General features: G+C 70.9%; 14 protein-coding genes. 4 read left to right on the top strand and 10 right to left on the bottom strand.

The genetic code is table 11. The features are described from left to right. Positions 1-62: 62 nt before the first annotated feature. Positions 63-998, top strand: a complete 936-nt coding sequence (locus AB0C22_RS26305; protein WP_219463548.1) for a TauD/TfdA family dioxygenase — start codon at positions 63-65, stop codon at positions 996-998. 53 nt (positions 999-1,051) lie between these two features. Here AB0C22_RS26305 and AB0C22_RS26300 read toward each other — a convergent pair whose 3' ends face one another. Together AB0C22_RS26300 and AB0C22_RS26295 are read right to left on the bottom strand one after the other, a co-directional pair. Then, positions 1,052-2,830, bottom strand: a complete 1,779-nt coding sequence (locus AB0C22_RS26300) for an AfsR/SARP family transcriptional regulator (RefSeq protein WP_219463545.1) — start codon at positions 2,828-2,830, stop codon at positions 1,052-1,054. A gap of 64 nt (positions 2,831-2,894) precedes the next feature. Further along, positions 2,895-3,485 (bottom strand): hypothetical protein, encoded by a 591-nt coding sequence (locus AB0C22_RS26295; RefSeq protein ID WP_219463543.1) that lies wholly within the window; start codon positions 3,483-3,485, stop codon positions 2,895-2,897. A gap of 382 nt (positions 3,486-3,867) precedes the next feature. Between AB0C22_RS26295 and AB0C22_RS26290 the strand changes: the two genes are divergently transcribed. The 3 genes from AB0C22_RS26290 (at position 3,868) to purU (ending at position 6,445) form a co-directional block, all read left to right on the top strand. Then, positions 3,868-4,410 carry a hypothetical protein gene (locus AB0C22_RS26290; protein ID WP_219463542.1) on the top strand — a complete coding sequence of 181 codons (543 nt, stop codon included), beginning with the start codon at positions 3,868-3,870 and terminating at the stop codon, positions 4,408-4,410. 189 nt (positions 4,411-4,599) lie between these two features. Beyond that, entirely contained in the window at positions 4,600-5,520 is a 921-nt protein-coding gene (locus tag AB0C22_RS26285) for a LuxR C-terminal-related transcriptional regulator (protein ID WP_219463541.1), read from the top strand. A 73-nt stretch (positions 5,521-5,593) separates the two neighbouring features. Then, positions 5,594-6,445, top strand: coding sequence for a formyltetrahydrofolate deformylase (gene purU, locus AB0C22_RS26280; protein WP_219463538.1), 852 nt, complete (start codon positions 5,594-5,596; stop codon positions 6,443-6,445). 60 nt (positions 6,446-6,505) lie between these two features. Here purU and AB0C22_RS26275 read toward each other — a convergent pair whose 3' ends face one another. From AB0C22_RS26275 to AB0C22_RS26240, 8 genes are all read right to left on the bottom strand, one after another. Further along, positions 6,506-7,069 carry a DUF1579 family protein gene (locus tag AB0C22_RS26275; RefSeq protein WP_219463536.1) on the bottom strand — a complete coding sequence of 188 codons (564 nt, stop codon included), beginning with the start codon at positions 7,067-7,069 and terminating at the stop codon, positions 6,506-6,508. A gap of 9 nt (positions 7,070-7,078) precedes the next feature. Continuing rightward, on the bottom strand, positions 7,079-7,369 hold the full coding sequence (locus AB0C22_RS26270; protein ID WP_357537635.1) for an acyl carrier protein: 291 nt from the start codon (positions 7,367-7,369) through the stop codon (positions 7,079-7,081). 35 nt (positions 7,370-7,404) lie between these two features. Further along, entirely contained in the window at positions 7,405-9,126 is a 1,722-nt protein-coding gene (locus tag AB0C22_RS26265) for an acyl-CoA dehydrogenase (protein ID WP_357537633.1), read from the bottom strand. Next, on the bottom strand, positions 9,126-10,742 hold the full coding sequence (locus AB0C22_RS26260; protein WP_219463531.1) for an acyl-CoA dehydrogenase: 1,617 nt from the start codon (positions 10,740-10,742) through the stop codon (positions 9,126-9,128). The genes AB0C22_RS26265 and AB0C22_RS26260 overlap by 1 nt, the downstream gene beginning before the upstream one ends. Then, the gene (locus AB0C22_RS26255; protein WP_219463530.1) at positions 10,739-12,493 is read right to left on the bottom strand and encodes a fatty acyl-AMP ligase; all 1,755 of its coding nucleotides are present in this window, start codon (positions 12,491-12,493) and stop codon (positions 10,739-10,741) included. The genes AB0C22_RS26260 and AB0C22_RS26255 overlap by 4 nt, the downstream gene beginning before the upstream one ends. Before the next feature lie 12 nt (positions 12,494-12,505). Then, positions 12,506-13,255 (bottom strand): alpha/beta fold hydrolase, encoded by a 750-nt coding sequence (locus AB0C22_RS26250; RefSeq protein ID WP_357537630.1) that lies wholly within the window; start codon positions 13,253-13,255, stop codon positions 12,506-12,508. Positions 13,256-13,494: 239 nt separating this feature from the next. Then, positions 13,495-15,885: an FtsX-like permease family protein gene (locus tag AB0C22_RS26245; protein ID WP_219463526.1), complete on the bottom strand. Its 2,391-nt coding sequence runs from the start codon at positions 15,883-15,885 to the stop codon at positions 13,495-13,497. Positions 15,886-15,887: 2 nt separating this feature from the next. Continuing rightward, entirely contained in the window at positions 15,888-16,637 is a 750-nt protein-coding gene (locus AB0C22_RS26240; RefSeq protein ID WP_219470168.1) for an ABC transporter ATP-binding protein, read from the bottom strand. Between the last annotated feature and the right edge of the window lie 56 nt (positions 16,638-16,693).

Raw genomic sequence — 16,693 nt, 5'->3', positions numbered from 1 at the left:
CGCCGACCGGCGCGCCCGTCGGCGCCGTGCCGGGTGGCGCGGCCGGGACGAAGGATGAATTCATGACGGACATCGCCACCGCGTGGACGCCGTACGAGATCCGGGCGACCGACACGGGTGTCCGCCGGCTCGCCGGATGGCTCGACGAGCTCGGCCCCGACGGTCTGTCGACCCTGCTGGTGGAGAAGAAGGCGCTGGTCTTCCGCGACTTCGGGGTGACGCCGGGGGAGCTCGACGGCGTGCTCGACCGGTTGCTGCCCAATCGCCTGCCCTACGTGCACGGCAACTCGCCGCGTGCCCGGGTGCGCGGCAACGTCTACACCTCGACCGAGTATCCGGCCGAGTTCACCATCTCCCAGCACAACGAGCTCTGCTATGCCCGGCGCTGGCCGGCCCGGCTGGCGTTCTACAGCCAGATCGCGGCGCTCACCGGCGGCGGGACGCCGATCGTCGACGGCGAGCTCTGGTTGGCCTCGCTCGACGTCGAGGTCCGCGAGGCGTTCGCCGGCGGGGTGCGCTACGTGCAGAACCTGCACGACGGCTACGGGCTCGGCAAGAGCTGGCAGGACACGTTCGAGACCGACGACCGGGCCGCGGTGGAGAAGTTCCTGACCGACGCGGAGGCCGAGTTCGAGTGGCGGTCGGAGGGCCTGCGGGTCACCCAGGTGCGCCCGGCCACGACCCGGCACTCGGTGACCGGCGCGGAGGTCTGGTTCAACCAGGCCGACCAGTGGCATCCGGCCGGGCTGGGCGACCAGACGGCGGCCGAGCTCTACGACATCCTGCCGCTCGACGAGCTGCCGCAGTACGTCACGTTCGCCGACGGCAGCCCGATCCCCGGACGGTACGTCGAGCAGATCCGCGACCGTGGCCTGGAGAACGCGGTCGACGTCCCGTGGCAGGCCGGCGACCTGATGCTCATCGACAACGTGCTGGTCGGGCACGGTCGCCGGTCGTTCACCGGTGACCGGCGCACGCTGGTGGCGATGTCCGACTGACGTCACGCGCGCACCGGAAGGGGGGCGGACCATCCGCCCCCACCTCCGGTGTCTCAACTTCTGTCCTCCCCGGCCGCCAGCTCGGCGGCGAGCAAGCGGTTCAGCCCGGTCAGCCGGAACCTGGTGAATCCGGCGTCGTCCACTGCGGCCGGGGCGACCAGGTGCAGATCGGCCAGTTCCTCCAGCCGGTCGGCCGTCTCGGTCAACGCCGTGGCCGCCGACGTTACGGACCGTGCGGTGAACCCCGCAGGATCCGCGCTGACCAGTGCCGGCAGCAGTGCACGGGCCGGTGCGGGCAGCCGCTGCATCACGGTCATCAACCGGCCGCGTACGGTCTGCCGGGCGTGGCAGAGCTCGTCGAGCCGCCGGGCCGGATCGGCGAGGCGGGTGGCCAGTTGCTCAACCGTCCACAGCGGATGGGATGCGAGCCGGGCGCCGGCGATGTGCAGGGCCAGCGGCAGACCGTCGCATAGCCGCACCACCGTCCGCGCGGCGGCGAGCTCCTTGTAGACCCGGTACTCGCCGGCGATCGCGGCCAGCAGCTTCACCCCGTCGCGCTCCGACAGCGGGTCCAGTGCCATGACGTGCCGGTGCGGGAAGCCGGTGAGATACTGACGGCTGGTGACCATGGCGGCCGCCATGGGACTGGTTGGAATGAGGTCGTCCAGGCGTCGCTCGTCGACGACGTCGTCGAGGATCACCAGTATGCGACGGTCGTGCCCCGCGATCCGGTAGTCACGCAGGAGGTCGCGCACGTCGGTGCCGGGGGCCGGTTCCTCGCCCATGCCGTGCAGTAGCTGGGTGAGGATGTCGGCGACCGGCCGGGGTGTGCCGTCCCACTCGGTCAGCGGAGCGTAGAGAACCCCGTCCGGGAACTGCTCGGCCGAGGTGTGCCCGATGCGTATGGCCAGGGCGGTCTTGCCCGTGCCGACCGCGCCCGTGATCAGCAGACGGCTCGGTGCCGTTCGGGCCCAGGGACCGCCGGTCGCGGCCCAGGCGCCGCGGACCGTGGCCAGCTCGGCGCGGCGTCCGGTGAAGTGCCCGATGTCGGGTGGTAGCAGTGGGGAGTTGGCCCGCCGTCGGCGCTCCCGGGCGACGACGACGCCCGGCTTCGGCGGGTACTCGGGCTCCTCGTCGTGCAGCGCCTCCTGATAGGCCCGGACGAGCATCGGTCCCGGATCCACGCCGAGATGGTCGGCGAGCACCCGGCGGCCCTCGTGGAAGGCGAGCAGGGCGTCGGCACGCCGACCGCTGCGACACAGCGCCAGTACCAGCTGCGCACGGAACTGCTCGCGCAGCGGGTACTTGCCGACCAGGCTGGTCAGCTCCGGGGTCAGCCCGGTGTCCTGACGCAGCGCGAGGTCCGCCTCGATGCGCTGCTCGGTGGCGTTGGCCCAGGCCTCCTCGAGCGGCGGCCGCTCGACCTCGGCCAGGTGCTCGGTGACATTGGTCAGCGCGGGTCCGCGCCACAGTGCCAGGGCGGCGCGCAGCTGCTCGGCGGCGGTCCCGTAATCGCGTACGGCGAGGGCGCGGCGGCCCTGCTCCACCCGGCGGTCGAAGGCCACCACGTCGAGCTCCGCATCGAGCGTGTCGAGTGTGTACCCGGCGTGCTGGCGTTCCAGCCTCACCTCGTCGCCCAGCTGTTTGCGGAGCTTGTAGACGTAGGAGTATATCTGCGCGCTCATCGTCGCTGGTGGCGTCCAACCCCACAGGTACTCACTGAGCTGTGTGTAGGACAGGGCTCTGCCCCGGGCCACGAGCAGCGCACAGAGCACGGTGTTTATCTTCGATCCCGACAGCGGAATCTCCGCACCGCATTTGCGCGCCGTCACCGGACCCAGAATTGAAAATTCCATTGTCGTTCCCCCGATAGTCCGTATAGCTGGACCGAGCTGTTCAAAGCAGATTCGCCTTGGCGGCGCGATAGCCGGCCTGGAATCTGCTGTCGGCGGAGAACCGTTGCATCAGGGCCGCGACGGTGCGCCGATAGGACCGAATCGCGACACCCAGGCTGCGTGCCGCCAGGTCGTCCGTCAGGCCGAGGGCGAGCTGACTAAGCACGGCCTGCTCGGCGTACGGCAACCGGTGCGCCTCGCCGGCCCGCGGTACCGCGTCGCGCCACATCGACCGCTCGATCATCGAGGCCAGTCCGGGGCTCGCTAGCACCGCCCCACCGGCCGTGTAGTCCCAGCCATTCTGCGCTGCGACCAGGATCTTTCCGTCGATCACCGCCATCCGGCACGGGACCGTGACGGTCGGCAGCACCGCCAGGTCGGCCATCGCCGGGCACAGGCCGCAACGGTCGGAGCCGACATGCACCCGGACCCGTACGCCGCGCCGGACGGCCGCGGTCGCGGCCGCCACGTCCGGGCAGCCGTCGGTCAGCGCGGCGGCCGGAGCCAGCAGCGTGAGGTGGTGCGCCGCGCCGCCCAGCACTGGTTGAATCTGTCGAGCCGTGACGGTTTTGACGTGCATCGTCACGGCCACCAGATCGTGATGTCGGCCGCCGGGAAGACGTTGATGGCGGTGGTAGTGAGGGTGAGAATGAGGGCAGACAGCATGACATCGACCTTTCATGGGGAGAGTTTCGGCCGTTGATCCGTCCGGCTCTGTAAACCAGGATGTCGATGTAGCGGGGCTATTGGAAGGCTTGGTAAAGGCGGCAACTCGCAGTGGCGGAGAGTCGCCACTGTCTCACTGTTGGTTACTGGTGGTGCGGCGGGCTGCGGCATCGCCCGGCCGGTGGGCATGCCGACGGTCGCCAACCTGGCAGCAAGCTGCCAACCTGACGCGATCGAGCGCCGATGACGCACGGCGCTCCGGACACTGGGCGGTCTCGGGATCGGTTGCGATTAGGAGGTGTGCGCCGATGCGCATACTCACGTGCGTCTTCAGTGCGGCGACTGCCGACTTCGATCCCCTGCGTGTCGAGCTGGAGCGGCTCGGTCACCGGGCCGACGTCGTGGTCAGCGGGGAGCTGACCCGCGCGGCCGTCGCCGCGGCGTGTGGTGCGTTGCGCGCCCGCGCCGTCGAACCGAAGATCGACGTGGTGCTCGCCTGGGGCACCGAGTCGCTGATCTTCGCCGCGCTGCTCGCCCTGGAGCTGGGCTGCCCGCTGGCGCATTCGGCGTTGGAGGCGCCGGCCGCCGCCGGCGACGGCTCGCGGGCCTGGGCCCGGCTCGTTTATCAGAGCCTTCCCGTCGACGTCCATCTGCTGTACACCCAGTCGGCGGTGGCCGAGGCCGACCGGTTCGGCTTGGCCGCCGATGCGGTGCGCCGGGTCCCGGTGGCCGGTCGGAGCCAGGTAGCAGGCGAGGTGCTGGCCGGGTGTCTGGCGGCCCGGGTGCGTTACGCGTCCCGGCCGGCCCGGGACGGCCGAAGCGGCGGTACCAGGCCTATGGGGGTAGGTTGATACCGTCTTTCCGCCCTGAAAAGTGATTCGGATCACTCCTGGGCTGGCCTCGTCCTGGTCTGACAATCGTGCGACCATGCCGCGTGGTGGACTAGCACGGGGGAAGTGCGTATGCCTGCTTTCGATAAGCCTGATGTCGATCTGGCATTAAGACTCTACGAACACATGTTTCGTGCCGGGTGTTCGGACGTGAACAACGCCGCCGAGGCTCTCGATCTCAACGGCGCCAAGCGGGAACGTGCCGTGGAGGTGCTGTCGGCGTTGCGGCTACTGGATGGCGAGGGGATCCAGCAGTCCGACGCCCTGCTCACCCCGGACGCGGCGCTACGCCGACTACTCAGCGACGAGATGGACACCTTGGACGTGGCCGCCCAGCGGGTTGCGGAGACCCAGGCCGCAGTGGCCACCCTGGTTCAGGGGTTCCTGCCGATAGACATCGTTCCGTCCGACGACATCCGGGTCGAACTTGTCCGTGACAGCGGACGGATCCGGGGCCTACTGACCGAGATCACCGACCGTGCGGTCAACGAGGTGATCTCCGTGCACCCCGGCCCGCCGCCGCCCGAGGAGGTGTTGCGGAGCGGTCTCCAACGTGACGAGATCATGTTGCGCCGGGGCATCCGTATGCGCGCGCTCTATCAGGAGCAGTACCTGCGGGTCGGTTATGCCCGGCAGTATTTGAACTCGCTGCGCAACATCGGCGCCGACGTACGCACCAGTCCGGTCGTACCAACGCGGATGATCATCTGCGACAACACGCTGGCGCTGCTAGCCGCAGTTGGTGATCAGGAAGAGTCACCAGTGCTGGCGCTGCGGGGCGGGGCCATCGTGCAACCGATCGCCCACCTGTACGACCTGGCGTGGAATCCGGGCACCGCGCTGCCGCACGACGATGAGCTGCCCCGCCCACCGCTCGACCAGCTCGCGCCGCAGCACGCCGCGCTGCTGCAGATGCTGGCCACCGGTCTCAAGGACGAGAAGATCGCCCGCAACCTGGGCGTCTCCCCACGTACGTTGAGCCGGCTCATCCGCGAGTTGATGGACGCGCTCGGGGCGCAGAGCCGTTTCCAGGGCGGGGTTCGCGCACAGGAGCTGCGCTGGTTGAGCTGAGGGCGCCGACACAGAGTTCCGGCATAGATCACTGCGCGACATTCGGGTGATCCGAGCCTGTGTTGGAGGAACCATGCCCGTCGACAAGCTGCGCCTGCTCGTCTCGTGCCCGGACCGTCCGGGCATCATCCGCGCGGTCACGCAGTTCCTGCACGACCGTGGTGCGAGCGTCCGCCAGGCCGACCAGTACACGACCAGCCCGGAGGGAGGCACGTTCCACCTGCGGATGGAGCTCGCGGTCGACGCCGTGGACCGGCCGGCCCTGGTCGGGGAGTTCGCCGCGGAGGTCGCCACGCCGTACGACATGGCCTGGCACTTCGCCGACGCCGGTCGGCCCAAGCGGATCGCGGTCCTGGTCTCCCGGACCGATCACTGCCTGCTGGATCTGCTGTGGCGCTGGCGCCGCGGTGAACTGGCCGGCGAACTGGTCCTGGTCGCCTCGAACCACCCCGACCTGCGGGACACCGTGGAGTCGTTCGGCCTGACCTTCCACCATGTGCCGGTGCCGCCCGGCGGCAAGGCGCAGGCCGAGGGGGCGCTCGCCGACGTGCTCGCTGGTGAGTGCGACGTGATCGTCCTGGCCCGGTACATGCAGATCCTCTCCGGTGCGTTCCTGGAGAAGGTACGGGTGCCGGTGATCAACATTCATCACTCGTTCCTGCCGGCGTTCGCCGGGGCCGGGCCGTACGAACGGGCCCGGCAGCGGGGCGTCAAGCTGATCGGCGCGACCGCTCACTACGTCACCGAGGATCTCGACGAGGGCCCGATCATCGAGCAGGACGTGGTGCGGGCCTCGCATCGGCACGACACCGCGGACCTGGTCCGGCTGGGCGCCGACGTCGAACGCACCGTGTTGTCTCGGGCGATCGAGTGGCACTGCGACGATCGGCTGCTGCGCCACGACAACCTGGTCCTCGTGTTCTGACCGGACCCGCAGACGACTTTGGGGCGCCCCGCAATCGGGGCGCCCCAAAGTCGTTGCGCCCTACGAGCTGCGTCGGCAGCTCTGCTGCACGGCCACGTAGAACGCGCCGTTCACCTCGTACTCACGCTGCAGGCTCACCGCCTCCGACCCCTCGATGGTCATCGACACGCGTGACTTGACGATGTCCGCTGACGCTGTGGTGGTGATGCCGTACGCCATGATCGTGTTGCCCTGCCAGCCCGGGCTGCGCAGGATCGCCCGGTACCCCTCGCCGTACGTGTCGAGGGAGTAGGTCTTGGTGACCGCGTCCCAGCCCCAGACGGCGAACTCGGTGCCGACGTAGCCGTTGGCCAGCGTGGTCGTCACGTCCCATTGCAGCCAGCGCTGTCCCTGCGAGAACTTGACGGCGGCCGAACCGGTCGCGGCGATCGGCGTGGCCCCCGGGCGGGAGTAGTTGAGTCCGGTGCAGTTCCAGACCCCCTCCAGCGGGTCGAGCCGTTCCATCTCCTGGATCGGCCAGTCGATGGTCGCCGCCCGGACGGGAGCGGCCGCCTCGGCCGGGAGCGGCGCCACGAGCGCCACCGCTACGGCGAGCAGACCCGCCGTGATCTTGAAAGAACGCATGATTCCCCCTTATATCTGTGACTTCTGCCGGACGCACTCGTCCAGCAGAAAGACGGTGAGCTGGTCGACCGTGGAGTAGTCCCACAAAGCGGTCGGGTCCAGGCTGATCGCGAGATGGTCCTCGATGTCGGCGGCCAGGGCTAGCACGACGATCGAGTCGAGGCCGTACTCGCCGAGCGGGTTACGCGGGCTGATCGGCTCCTCGACGTCGGGCAGATACGCCGCGACCCGCTCCAGCAGCCAGTCGCGCAGCGTGGCGACGGCGCCGTCGACCGAGGTCGTTCCGGTGATGCTGTCCATCAGAGATTTCCCTTCACAGTGAGTGCGATGACCTGTCAGCGCAGTTGACGGGCCGAGATCCCGAAGCCGGCGCCCTGGTCGTGCCGTCGCCGCAGCTCGGTCAGGAGCGCGTCCTCCACCTCGACGGGCACGTCCCGGGTGACCGGCAAATGTGCGGCGGAGAGCCGGGTGAGCGCTGCGACCAGCCAGTCGGAGCCACCGAGGAAACCGCTGGTGGCGCGGTGCCGCAGATGAAGCTCGATGCAGGCCGAGGCGGCCAGCGCCGTCACGTACGCGGCCGCCAGCTGCCGGGTCCGTGCGGTCGCGACGATGCTCAGGTCCGCGGGCGCGAGGGCCGCGCACTGTGCGGTCAGCGTCGCCAGCTCACCGGCCTGCCGCTCGACCAGCCGGCGCAGCGTGGCCGGCGCGTCCGGGCCGAGCCGGTCGGACGCGGTGGCCAGTGACCCGGCGAGCGGGTCGTGGCCGCCGGAAGTGATCGTCAGCCCGGCGAAGTCCAGCGGCGGCAGATCCGCGATCGGGGCGAACAGGCCGTCCGGGGCCGGCTCGGCGGCCCACCAGCCCCGCCGGGCCAGCAACGGCAGCTGCGGGATGAGGCTGGTCAGGCAGGCCGCCCGGGCGACGTGCCCGAACCCGACCGGCTTGAGATCCCGCGCAATCTTCTCGAAGATCGCGTTCACGCCGTCGCGCCGATAGAACTCCGAGCCCATCACCAGCACCAGCTGCTGCATGGCGTCCAGCAGCAGGCCGGAGAGCAGATACTTGACCGCCGGGGCGTAGACGCTGCCGGCCCGTGGGGCCAGGTGCAGCGCCCGGGTCGCCGCCAGCGCCAGCGCCTCGCAGACCAGCTGATCCACGAAAGCGTTGACCAGGGTGGTGCGCACCATCGGGATGGTGTCGGCGGTGCGACCGTAAAGGGTGCGCGATCGGACGTGGTCGAGCGCGGTGCGCAGACCGGTGTCCAGCAGCGCGGTGCACATCGCCGGCAGCGCGGTCCGGGTCAGCTGGTAGGCGCGGGTGGTCACCTCCATGCCCCGGCCGGGCGGCCCGAGTACCGAGCCGGCGTCGATCGGGCAGTCCCGGATCTCGATGCCGCCCAGATCCACCCCGCGCATCCCGACCGAGCGGAAGCGGGGCAGATACGTGTAGCGGCGCGGATCCAGATCGGACTTGCGCACGTAGACCTGCGAGTGGCTGCGCCGCCCCGGTCCGGGATCGGTGCGGGCGAAGAACACCACCGCGTCCGCGCGCCGCAGGTTCGACACGACCTCCTTGCGCCCGTTGAGCAGCAGCCCGCCCGCCGGCCCGGGCAGCGCCGAGAACTCCATTGCGCCGATGTCGTTGCCGTGCGCCAGCTCGTGGTATGCCGCTGCCACCCGCCCGTTGGCCAGCAGCAGCTCGGCCAAGTCGGCCCGCTGCCCGGCCGAGCCCGCCGTCCACACGTTCACCGCGCCCAGCAGGGTGCTGGAGGCATAGCCCAGGCCCAGGCACGGATCGCGCCGGTAGAGCGAGCGCATCAACTCCACCAGGTCGTCCGCTCGGGTGAAGCGTCCGCCCAGCTCGGCCGGCACCATCTCGGCCTTGAGCCCGAACTCGTCGAGCAATTCCTCGCCGGCGGGCAGCAGCTCGGCCCGCTCGTCGGCGCCCAGGATCGCCGCGTGCCCGACCGGGTTGGCCGGATCGCGCGGATCCCCGAGCAGGTTCTCCAGCGCGCCGATCCGCTCGTCGATGTCCGGAGCCAAGAAGACGTCCGCGGCCATCAGACCACCCCCGATCCTCGGGTCAGCAGCGTGGGCGCCGCCCCGTCCGGGCTGAGCAACCTATCCGCCAGCAGGTCGAAATAGTCCACCGGGGCTCCGGTGAGCTGCGCGAGCACCAGCGACAGGACACCCTGTAGCCACAGGCCCGACTGCCACCACGGCAGGGCGTGCCGCTGCGGGTTGGCCGCCCACAGGCTCACCGCGGCGGCGCCCGCGAAGCACCACTCGTACCGCTCGGCCAGGCGCATCACAGCGGTCGGCGGCAACCCGGCGCTGGGCCGGATCGTCCGCAGTTCGTCCTGGACCGCCCGGGCCGCCGCCACCAGCCGATGCGCTTCCGCCAGCACATCCGGCGGCAGGCTGCCGTCCCGCTCCAGGCCGGCGACCACCCCGGGCAGCGCCCGCACGATCGACTCGTCGGCCGGTGTCAGTCGCAGCACCGACGGGTCCAGGGCGGGCAGCGGCGTGTCCAGGTCCAGCCATCCGGGCGGCCCGACGGGACCGGCGCCGCGCTCCAGGATCCGGCTCACCGCCGGCAGGCTGGTGACCAGCGCACGGCGGTTGACCCAGGTGCTGCCGTCGAAGATGCCGACGATCTGGTGGTCGCGCTCGAGTTTGGCGAACTCGCCGTAGCCCTCGACGCCGATCAGGAACCCACGGGCCCCGAGCAGGTCGCCGAGCTGCCGCAACTGCTCGTGGACGACGCTCGGCACGAACGCCTTCGCGATGGCGGCCAGCACGCTCAGCTCGCCCGGCGCGGCCTGCGCGGCCCGGGCCGTGGTGGTGGCGACCACCTCGGCCAGAAACAGCCGGGCCACCCCCTCCCCGGCGCCGGCGCGGGCGTGTGGCAGGTCGCCGAGCCGCCGGTCGTAGAGCCGCCGTTCGGACAGGTAGCGCCGGGCCAGGGCAAGGCCGTGGTCGGCCGCGCCCAGCGACAGCGCGCTGCACGCGGTCCGGGTCCACTGCAACGCCTTGAGTACCGTCTCCAGGCCGCCCCCGACCGGGCCCACCAGAGCGTCGGCCGGCAGCGGGGCGGCGGTGAACTCCAGCCCGCTGATGTCGGCGCCGCGGATGCCGTGGGTCGACACCTTCGCTATCGGTGCGGTGGCGCCGGGCGGCATGACGCGCTTGTCGACCAGGAAGAGACTGAAGCCGCGCGGGCCGCCGGCCTCGGAGGTACGGGCGAGCACGCACATGAAGCGGCCGCGGGTGGCGTTGTTGATCGGCCACTTCCGGCCGTCCAGGCGCCAGCCCTCCGCAGTGCGGGTGGCCGACACCGTCCCGGCCAGTAGATCGCTGCCGGTGCCCTCCTCGGTCAGCCCCCACGCCACCGCCTCGCCGGCCAGCACGTGCCGGGCCAGCCGGGTGGCCTGGGCGGGGTCACCGGCCAGCCACACCGAGACCGCCCCGAGGAACGTCTTGCCGTGCGCCACCGCCACCGTCAGGTCGGTCGCGGCCGTCTCGCGCAACCGGGCGATCAGGGTGCTGAGGCCGTCCAGCCGGCCGCCGAGCGGGACCGGCACGTAGTGCGCCGGCAGTCCCGCCTCGTCCAACGCGGCGCAGGCGGCGATCGGGAACGCCGAGACCTCGTCCAGGCCCAGGCTCTCCAGCGTCACCGCAGGCCGCCGATCGTGGCCAGGGTGCGCTCGGCCGAGTAGCCGTCGGCGTGCAGGGGCTGCAGCTCGCCGGTCTGGAAGAGTGCGCGCATCGCGGAGCGCTGGATTTTGCCGCTGGTGGTGCGCCGGACCGCGCCGCGGCGCATCAGCAGCACCGCGTACGCCCGGACGCCGAACTCCCGGGACACCGTCTGGCGGATGCCGGCGATCAGGTCGGCCGCGTCCCGGCCTGCGGGCAACTTCTGCACCTCGTGCGTGACGATGAGCCGGCCGTCGGGGCTGCCGTCCCCGGCCGGGACGGTGAAGACCGCGCCGACCCGGTCGCGCAACTCCGGGTGGTGCAGACGCAGCTCCTGCTCCACGTCGTGCGGGTAGATGTTGCGGCCCCGTACGATGATCATGTCTTTGATCCGGCCGGTGACATAGACCTCGCCGTCGAGCAACGTGCCCAGGTCGCCGGTGCGCAGGAAGTCGTCGGTGTCGCCGACCCGATGGCCGAAGGCCGCCGCGGTGGCGGCCGGATTCTGCCAGTAGCCCTGCGCGACGCTGGGACCGTTCAGCCAGATCTCGCCGACCCGGCCCTCGGGCAGTTCCACTCCGGTCGCCGGGTCCACGATCCGCAGGTCGATGCCGACCGGCGCACCGCAGCTGACCAGGTCGCGGTGCTCGCCGTCGACGGCGGCCGGCACGATCCGGTTCTCGGCCAGGGCGGCCGCGTCGCAGCGCCGCACCACCGGGTCGCCGGTGGCGAACGCCGACACCACCAGGGTCGCCTCGGCCATGCCGTAGCAGGGCGAGAAGTTCTCCGCGCGGAAACCGGCGGCCGCGAACCGCTCGGTGAAGGCGCGCAGCACCGTCGGGTTGACCGGCTCGGAGCCGTTGGCGGCGTTCTGCCAGCCGGACAGGTCAAGCTCGGCGATCTCCTCGTCGGTGACCCGGTTGAGGCACAGCTCGTACGCGAAGCTGGGGCCGGCCGAGAGCTTCAGGTCGAACCGGTCGACCAGCTGCAGCCAGGTGACCGGCCGGCGCAGGAACGTCGCCGGGCTCATCAGCACGACCTGACCGCCGACCACAAGGGGCGGCAGGATGTGCCCCATCAGGCCCATGTCGTGGTAGTTCGGGATCCAGCCGCCGAACCGACTGGTCTCGTCGGTGTTCAGGCCCTCGTGCACCGAAGCCGCGTTGAGCAGCAGGTTCTCGTGGGTGATGACCACGCCCTTTGGGTCCGACGTGGACCCGGAGGTGTACTGCAGGACGGCCACGCTGTCCGGCCGTACCGGATGGATCGCCTCCGCCGCGAGCGGGAACAGCTCGGACGTGTCGGTGGCCAGGATCGCCGCGTCCAGGTCGGTCTGCTCGGCCCAGGAACGCACCGAGTCCAGCTCAGCGTCGACGGTGAGCACGCCGGATATCTGGGCGTCCCGGGCGATGTTGAGCACCCGGCGCTGGTCGTGCATGTACCGGCCGGGCATCGACGAGGGCACCGCCACCATGCCGGCGTAGAAGCAGCCGAGCAGGGCCGTGACGAAGTCACCACCGGCCGGGTAGAGCAGCAGCACGCGGGAGCCGGGCGGGGCCTGCTGGGTCAGCCAGCCGGCGATGCTCCGGGCCTGGCGATCCACATCGGCGTAAGTCCACCAGCGGATGGTGGCGTCGTCCAACGGGTCGCCGACGTAGGCGACGGCGTGACGGTCGCTCCTGCGCTCGACTATCTGGCGGAAGACTGCGGAGACTGTACGGGATTCGGGCATGGTTACGGACCCCTAGCTGTTCGACGGCTGTTGGACGGCGACCCGTTGGTGCCGGCGGGTGGCGCCGGACGGCAGAGAGCAGGCCAGCCGGCGCAGGACGCTCGCCTCGTCGGCGACGAGATAGAAGTGGCCGCCCGGGAAGACGGCCGAGTCGAAGCCGGCGCTGCTGAACCGGGACCACTGCAGCAGGTCGGCGCGGCTGACGTCCGGGTCGGCGTCACCACCCATGGCCAGCATCGGCGCTCGCACCGGCACCACCGCCGTACGGTCGTAGCCGCCGATCAGCTGGTAGTCGGCGCGGATCGTGGGCAGCACCAGCTCGAGCAGTTCCGGGGCGGCCAGCAGATCACCGAACGTGCTGTTCACCCGGCTGATCTCCGCGATCAGCGCGGCGTCGGTGAGCTTGTGCTTGTCACCCGGCTCGCGCTGGTCTGGGGCCCGGGAGCCGGAGACGGCCAGCAGGTCGACGACCGCGCCGTGGCGCCGCTGGAGCTCCAGCGTCACCTCGTAGGCGACGATCGCGCCCATGCTGTGCCCGAACAGGGTCAACGGCGAGCCGAGCAGCGCGGTCAGCTCGTCGGCGATCGGGCCGACCAGATCGGTCAGCGCCTCGGCGGCTGGCTCACGCAGCCGGTCCTGCCGGCCCGGGTACTGGACGGAGTGCACCGCCACGTCGGCCGGCAGCCGGCCCGGCCAGCTGCGGTACGCCTGAGCGGTGCCTCCCGCGTGCGGCAGGCATACGAGGTGGCTGGTCGGGTACACGACGTCGTTGCACGGCCGCAGCCATCGCGCGGACGTCTGGCTCCCCCGGACGACCATGCTGATCGCCTCCCATCGGATAGGTGGAAGCCGTAGCGAATCGCCGGGGGCTACCTGCTTTCTATAAGCGTCGATCCGTCTAGGCGGATGGGTGGACACGACGGAGCCCGAGGACAGCGGCGGGGGTCCGCCGTCCTCGGGCTCCTCGGGATGGGGGTCTGGCCACGGGACCCCATCCCGGCTCAGCCGGCCGCCACCCGGGGCCGGAGCACTCGCCACGTGACCGCGACGCTCGCGCCGATCGCCATGATCAGCGAGCCGATGATCGCGGCGGTGACCACGCCTCCGCTGAGCTGGATCGTGACGTCCGTGCCGGTCACCTGGGACAGGCCTGAGGCCATGCCGGCCAGCGGCGGGAGCGTCACCAGCAGGCCCAGCGCGATGCCGATCCCGGAGATCAGCGTGGTCTCGCCGACCACGAACCTCATCAGCTGCCGCATGGTGCCACCGGCCGACTTCATCACCGCGAAGTCGTCCTTGCGTCCGTACGCCGCCATCGCCATGTTGTTCGCCACCGCCAGGCCGCTGTAGCCGACCGCCACCACGATCAGCATCATCGCGAGGCTGGTGGTGAGGCGGGCGTCGGTGTTGTAGTCGGCCAGGGCGTAGCTCTGCGCGTCGTGCAGCGCGGCTCCGGCGGCCACCGTCTGCGGAGCGTCGGCCTGCGGGATGAAGATGGTGTCGGTGAGCGCCGCGCGGTCGTGCTGCCGGACCAGCGCCCGGGACATCACGAAGGCGCCGCGACCCGGATCGTCCGGAAGCACCCGGGAGACCTTGACCGTCTCGCTCAGGCCGTCGACGAAGCGGACGGTGACCGTCTGGCCGGCGGTAACGCCGAACATCTTCGCGGTGCTCTCACCCAGCACGGCCTCGCCCGGCTTGTCCCAGAGGGGGTCCCGTGAGCCGAGCCCGTCGATCACGGTCGGGCCCTTGCCCGGACGGTCCAGGAAGATCCGGGTCGGCAGTGCCGCCTTGCCCACCGGGTTCTGCGTCACCACCTGGTCGCTCAGACCCGGTGTGCCTTCCGGTGCTATCAGGACCTGGCCGGCCAGCTTCTTCGTCTCCCCGGCCGGGTACGCCATCCGCATCGTCTCCACCATGCCGCTGATCAGCACCGCGAACCCGACTGCCGCGATGATCGGCGCCGCCGTCGAGGCCGCCCGGCGGGTCGCGTTGAGCAGCTCGGAACGGATCAACATCGGGCCGGCCGAGGCGGACCGCCGGGTCAGCGGCGCGGTGACCAGCCGGACCACCGGGCCGATGAGGACCGGAGCGAGCAGCGCCGCCGCCACGATGAAGCACATCGCCGCGCCCATCGCCATGTTGATCCGGTCGTCCGCACCGGAGACCGCGGTCATCACCGCCAGCAGCGCGCCGAGGCCCAGCGTCCCGGCTCCGGTGAGCCACCGGGCCGGCGTCATCGCGCGCTTCTCGGACTGGGCGTCCAGGAGCGCCTCAAGCGGAGCCACCTTCGCGGCCAGTCGGCTCGCCGCCCAGGAACCGACCACGGCCACCCCGACGCCGATCAGCGTCGCGGTCAGCAGCGGCCAGGCGGACACCGAGATCGCGAAGCCGGGAGCGGTCACGTCCAGGCTCACCAGGATCGCCTTCATCAGCGGCGCGGCCGCCACCGCCAGCACCGAGCCGGCCAGCGAGCCGGCCAGGCCGACCCCGGCCGCCTCGCCGAGGATCATCCGGCGGATCTGCTTGGGCTGGGCGCCGATGGTGCGCAGCAGGCCGATCTCACGCCGCCGCTGAGCGGTCGCCAGCGCCAGGGTGGCGGCCACCACGAACACCGTCACGAACAGGCCGAGGAGGGCCATCGCCGCGATCAGTTGGGTGCCGAGGAAGCGCTTGTGCGCCACGAACTGCGGCTCCAGCGCGGACCGGGCGTCACCGGTGAGGACCGTGCCCGCGTCGCCGGTCACGGTGCCGGCCTGGTTCGCCACGACGCCGGCCCTACCTGGGTCGTCCAGCAGCGGGGCGATCGCCCGCACACCCGGATCGAGCTGCGCGGCGGCCGTGTCTGTGTAGAAGAAGCCGGGCCCGTCGACCGTGCCCGACACGGTCAGCTCTCGCAGCCCGGAGGCCAGGTTGACCTGGAGTTTGTCGCCGGGCTCGACGTTCAGTGACGCGTCCACCGCGACCTGGTCGGCAGTCTGCGGCGCGGTGCCGGCCACCAGCTTGTACGGTGCTAGCAGAGTGCTGGACCAGCCGTGCCCGGCGTCCTCGGCCGCGTCGTCGTGGACCGGCTGTCCGTTGCGGAACGCCTGGGAGTAGAAGGACCGGTCGATCACGGTTCCGTGGACTCCAGCGATCCCGCCGAGCCTGCCGGCGAGGGCCGCCGCGTCCGTTTCGCTCCACGGGATCGGATCCTTGGGGGTGCCGCTCTCGTTCGCGGCCTGGTGGGGGATGACCAGCACCGGCGCCGCCCCATAGCGTGACTGGACCTGCGGGCGTGCCGAGTCGTAGACGATTAGTGTGACGCCGATGAGGGCGACACCGAAGGCGACCGCGAGGAAGGCGGCGACGAAGGAGCGCCAGCGTTCGCGGATGTTGGCGAGTGCGAGCATGATCAGTTCTCCAGCCGGGTCATATGGGCGGCGATGAGCTGGGGGTTGGCCGGGTCGCCCCGGCGCAGCGTCACCCGATCGGCGATCCGCCCGTCCTTGAGGAAGACCACGACATCGGCGTACGAGGCGGCGACCGGATCGTGGGTCACCATGATCGTGGTCTGCTGTTCGTTGTCGACGAGCGTGCGGAGCAGGGTCAGCACCTCACCGGAGGTGGTGGTGTCGAGAGCGCCGGTCGGCTCGTCGGCAAAGAGCACGTCGGGGCGGGTGATCAGCGCGCGGGCCAGGGCCACCCGCTGCTGCTGCCCCCCGGAGAGCTGGCTGGGCTTGTGCCCGGTGCGCTCGCCGAGGCCGACCTGGGTCAGCGCGGCGCGCACCGCGGCCGGGTCGGGCCGCTTGCCGGCGAAACGCATCGGCAGCTCCACGTTCTGCGCGGCCGTCAGCGAGGCGACCAGGTTGAAGGCCTGGAAGACGAAGCCGATGTGGTCGCGGCGCAGGATCGTGCGGCGATTCTCGTCCATCGCGCCGACGTCTTGCCCGGCTACCAGGATCTGCCCGGAGGTCGGCTGGTCGAGCCCCGCCGCGCACTGCAGCAGCGTGGACTTGCCCGAGCCGGAGGGGCCCATGACAGCAGTGAAGGTGCCACGGGGGAAGGCGATGGAGACGTCGTCGAGCGCAGTCACGGCCTGGTTGCCGGATCCGTAGACCTTGCGGACGGAGTTGAGTTCAACCGCCGTCGTAACGGAGGTCATATGCGTCGTCGTCATGCCAATCATCAGACCCCACCGACCGGCTCCCGCACATTGAC

The sequence above is a fragment of the Micromonospora sp. NPDC048894 genome (assembly GCF_040649765.1).
Taxonomy (GTDB): domain Bacteria; phylum Actinomycetota; class Actinomycetes; order Mycobacteriales; family Micromonosporaceae; genus Micromonospora; species Micromonospora antibiotica.
The sequence above is the reverse complement of the archived record's forward strand: the minus strand, read 5'-3'. Positions and strand labels throughout refer to the sequence as shown.

Coding starts and splice junctions, on each gene's coding strand:
- AB0C22_RS26245 (WP_219463526.1), bottom strand. CDS start 15,885: ATGCTCGCACTCGCCAACATCCGCGAACGCTGGCGCTCCTTCGTCGCC.
- AB0C22_RS26240 (WP_219470168.1), bottom strand. CDS start 16,637: ATGACCTCCGTTACGACGGCGGTTGAACTCAACTCCGTCCGCAAGGTC.
- AB0C22_RS26270 (WP_357537635.1), bottom strand. CDS start 7,369: ATGGACAGCATCACCGGAACGACCTCGGTCGACGGCGCCGTCGCCACG.
- AB0C22_RS26305 (WP_219463548.1), top strand. CDS start 63: ATGACGGACATCGCCACCGCGTGGACGCCGTACGAGATCCGGGCGACC.
- AB0C22_RS26275 (WP_219463536.1), bottom strand. CDS start 7,069: ATGCGTTCTTTCAAGATCACGGCGGGTCTGCTCGCCGTAGCGGTGGCG.
- purU (WP_219463538.1), top strand. CDS start 5,594: ATGCCCGTCGACAAGCTGCGCCTGCTCGTCTCGTGCCCGGACCGTCCG.
- AB0C22_RS26255 (WP_219463530.1), bottom strand. CDS start 12,493: ATGCCCGAATCCCGTACAGTCTCCGCAGTCTTCCGCCAGATAGTCGAG.
- AB0C22_RS26265 (WP_357537633.1), bottom strand. CDS start 9,126: ATGGCCGCGGACGTCTTCTTGGCTCCGGACATCGACGAGCGGATCGGC.
- AB0C22_RS26290 (WP_219463542.1), top strand. CDS start 3,868: ATGCGCATACTCACGTGCGTCTTCAGTGCGGCGACTGCCGACTTCGAT.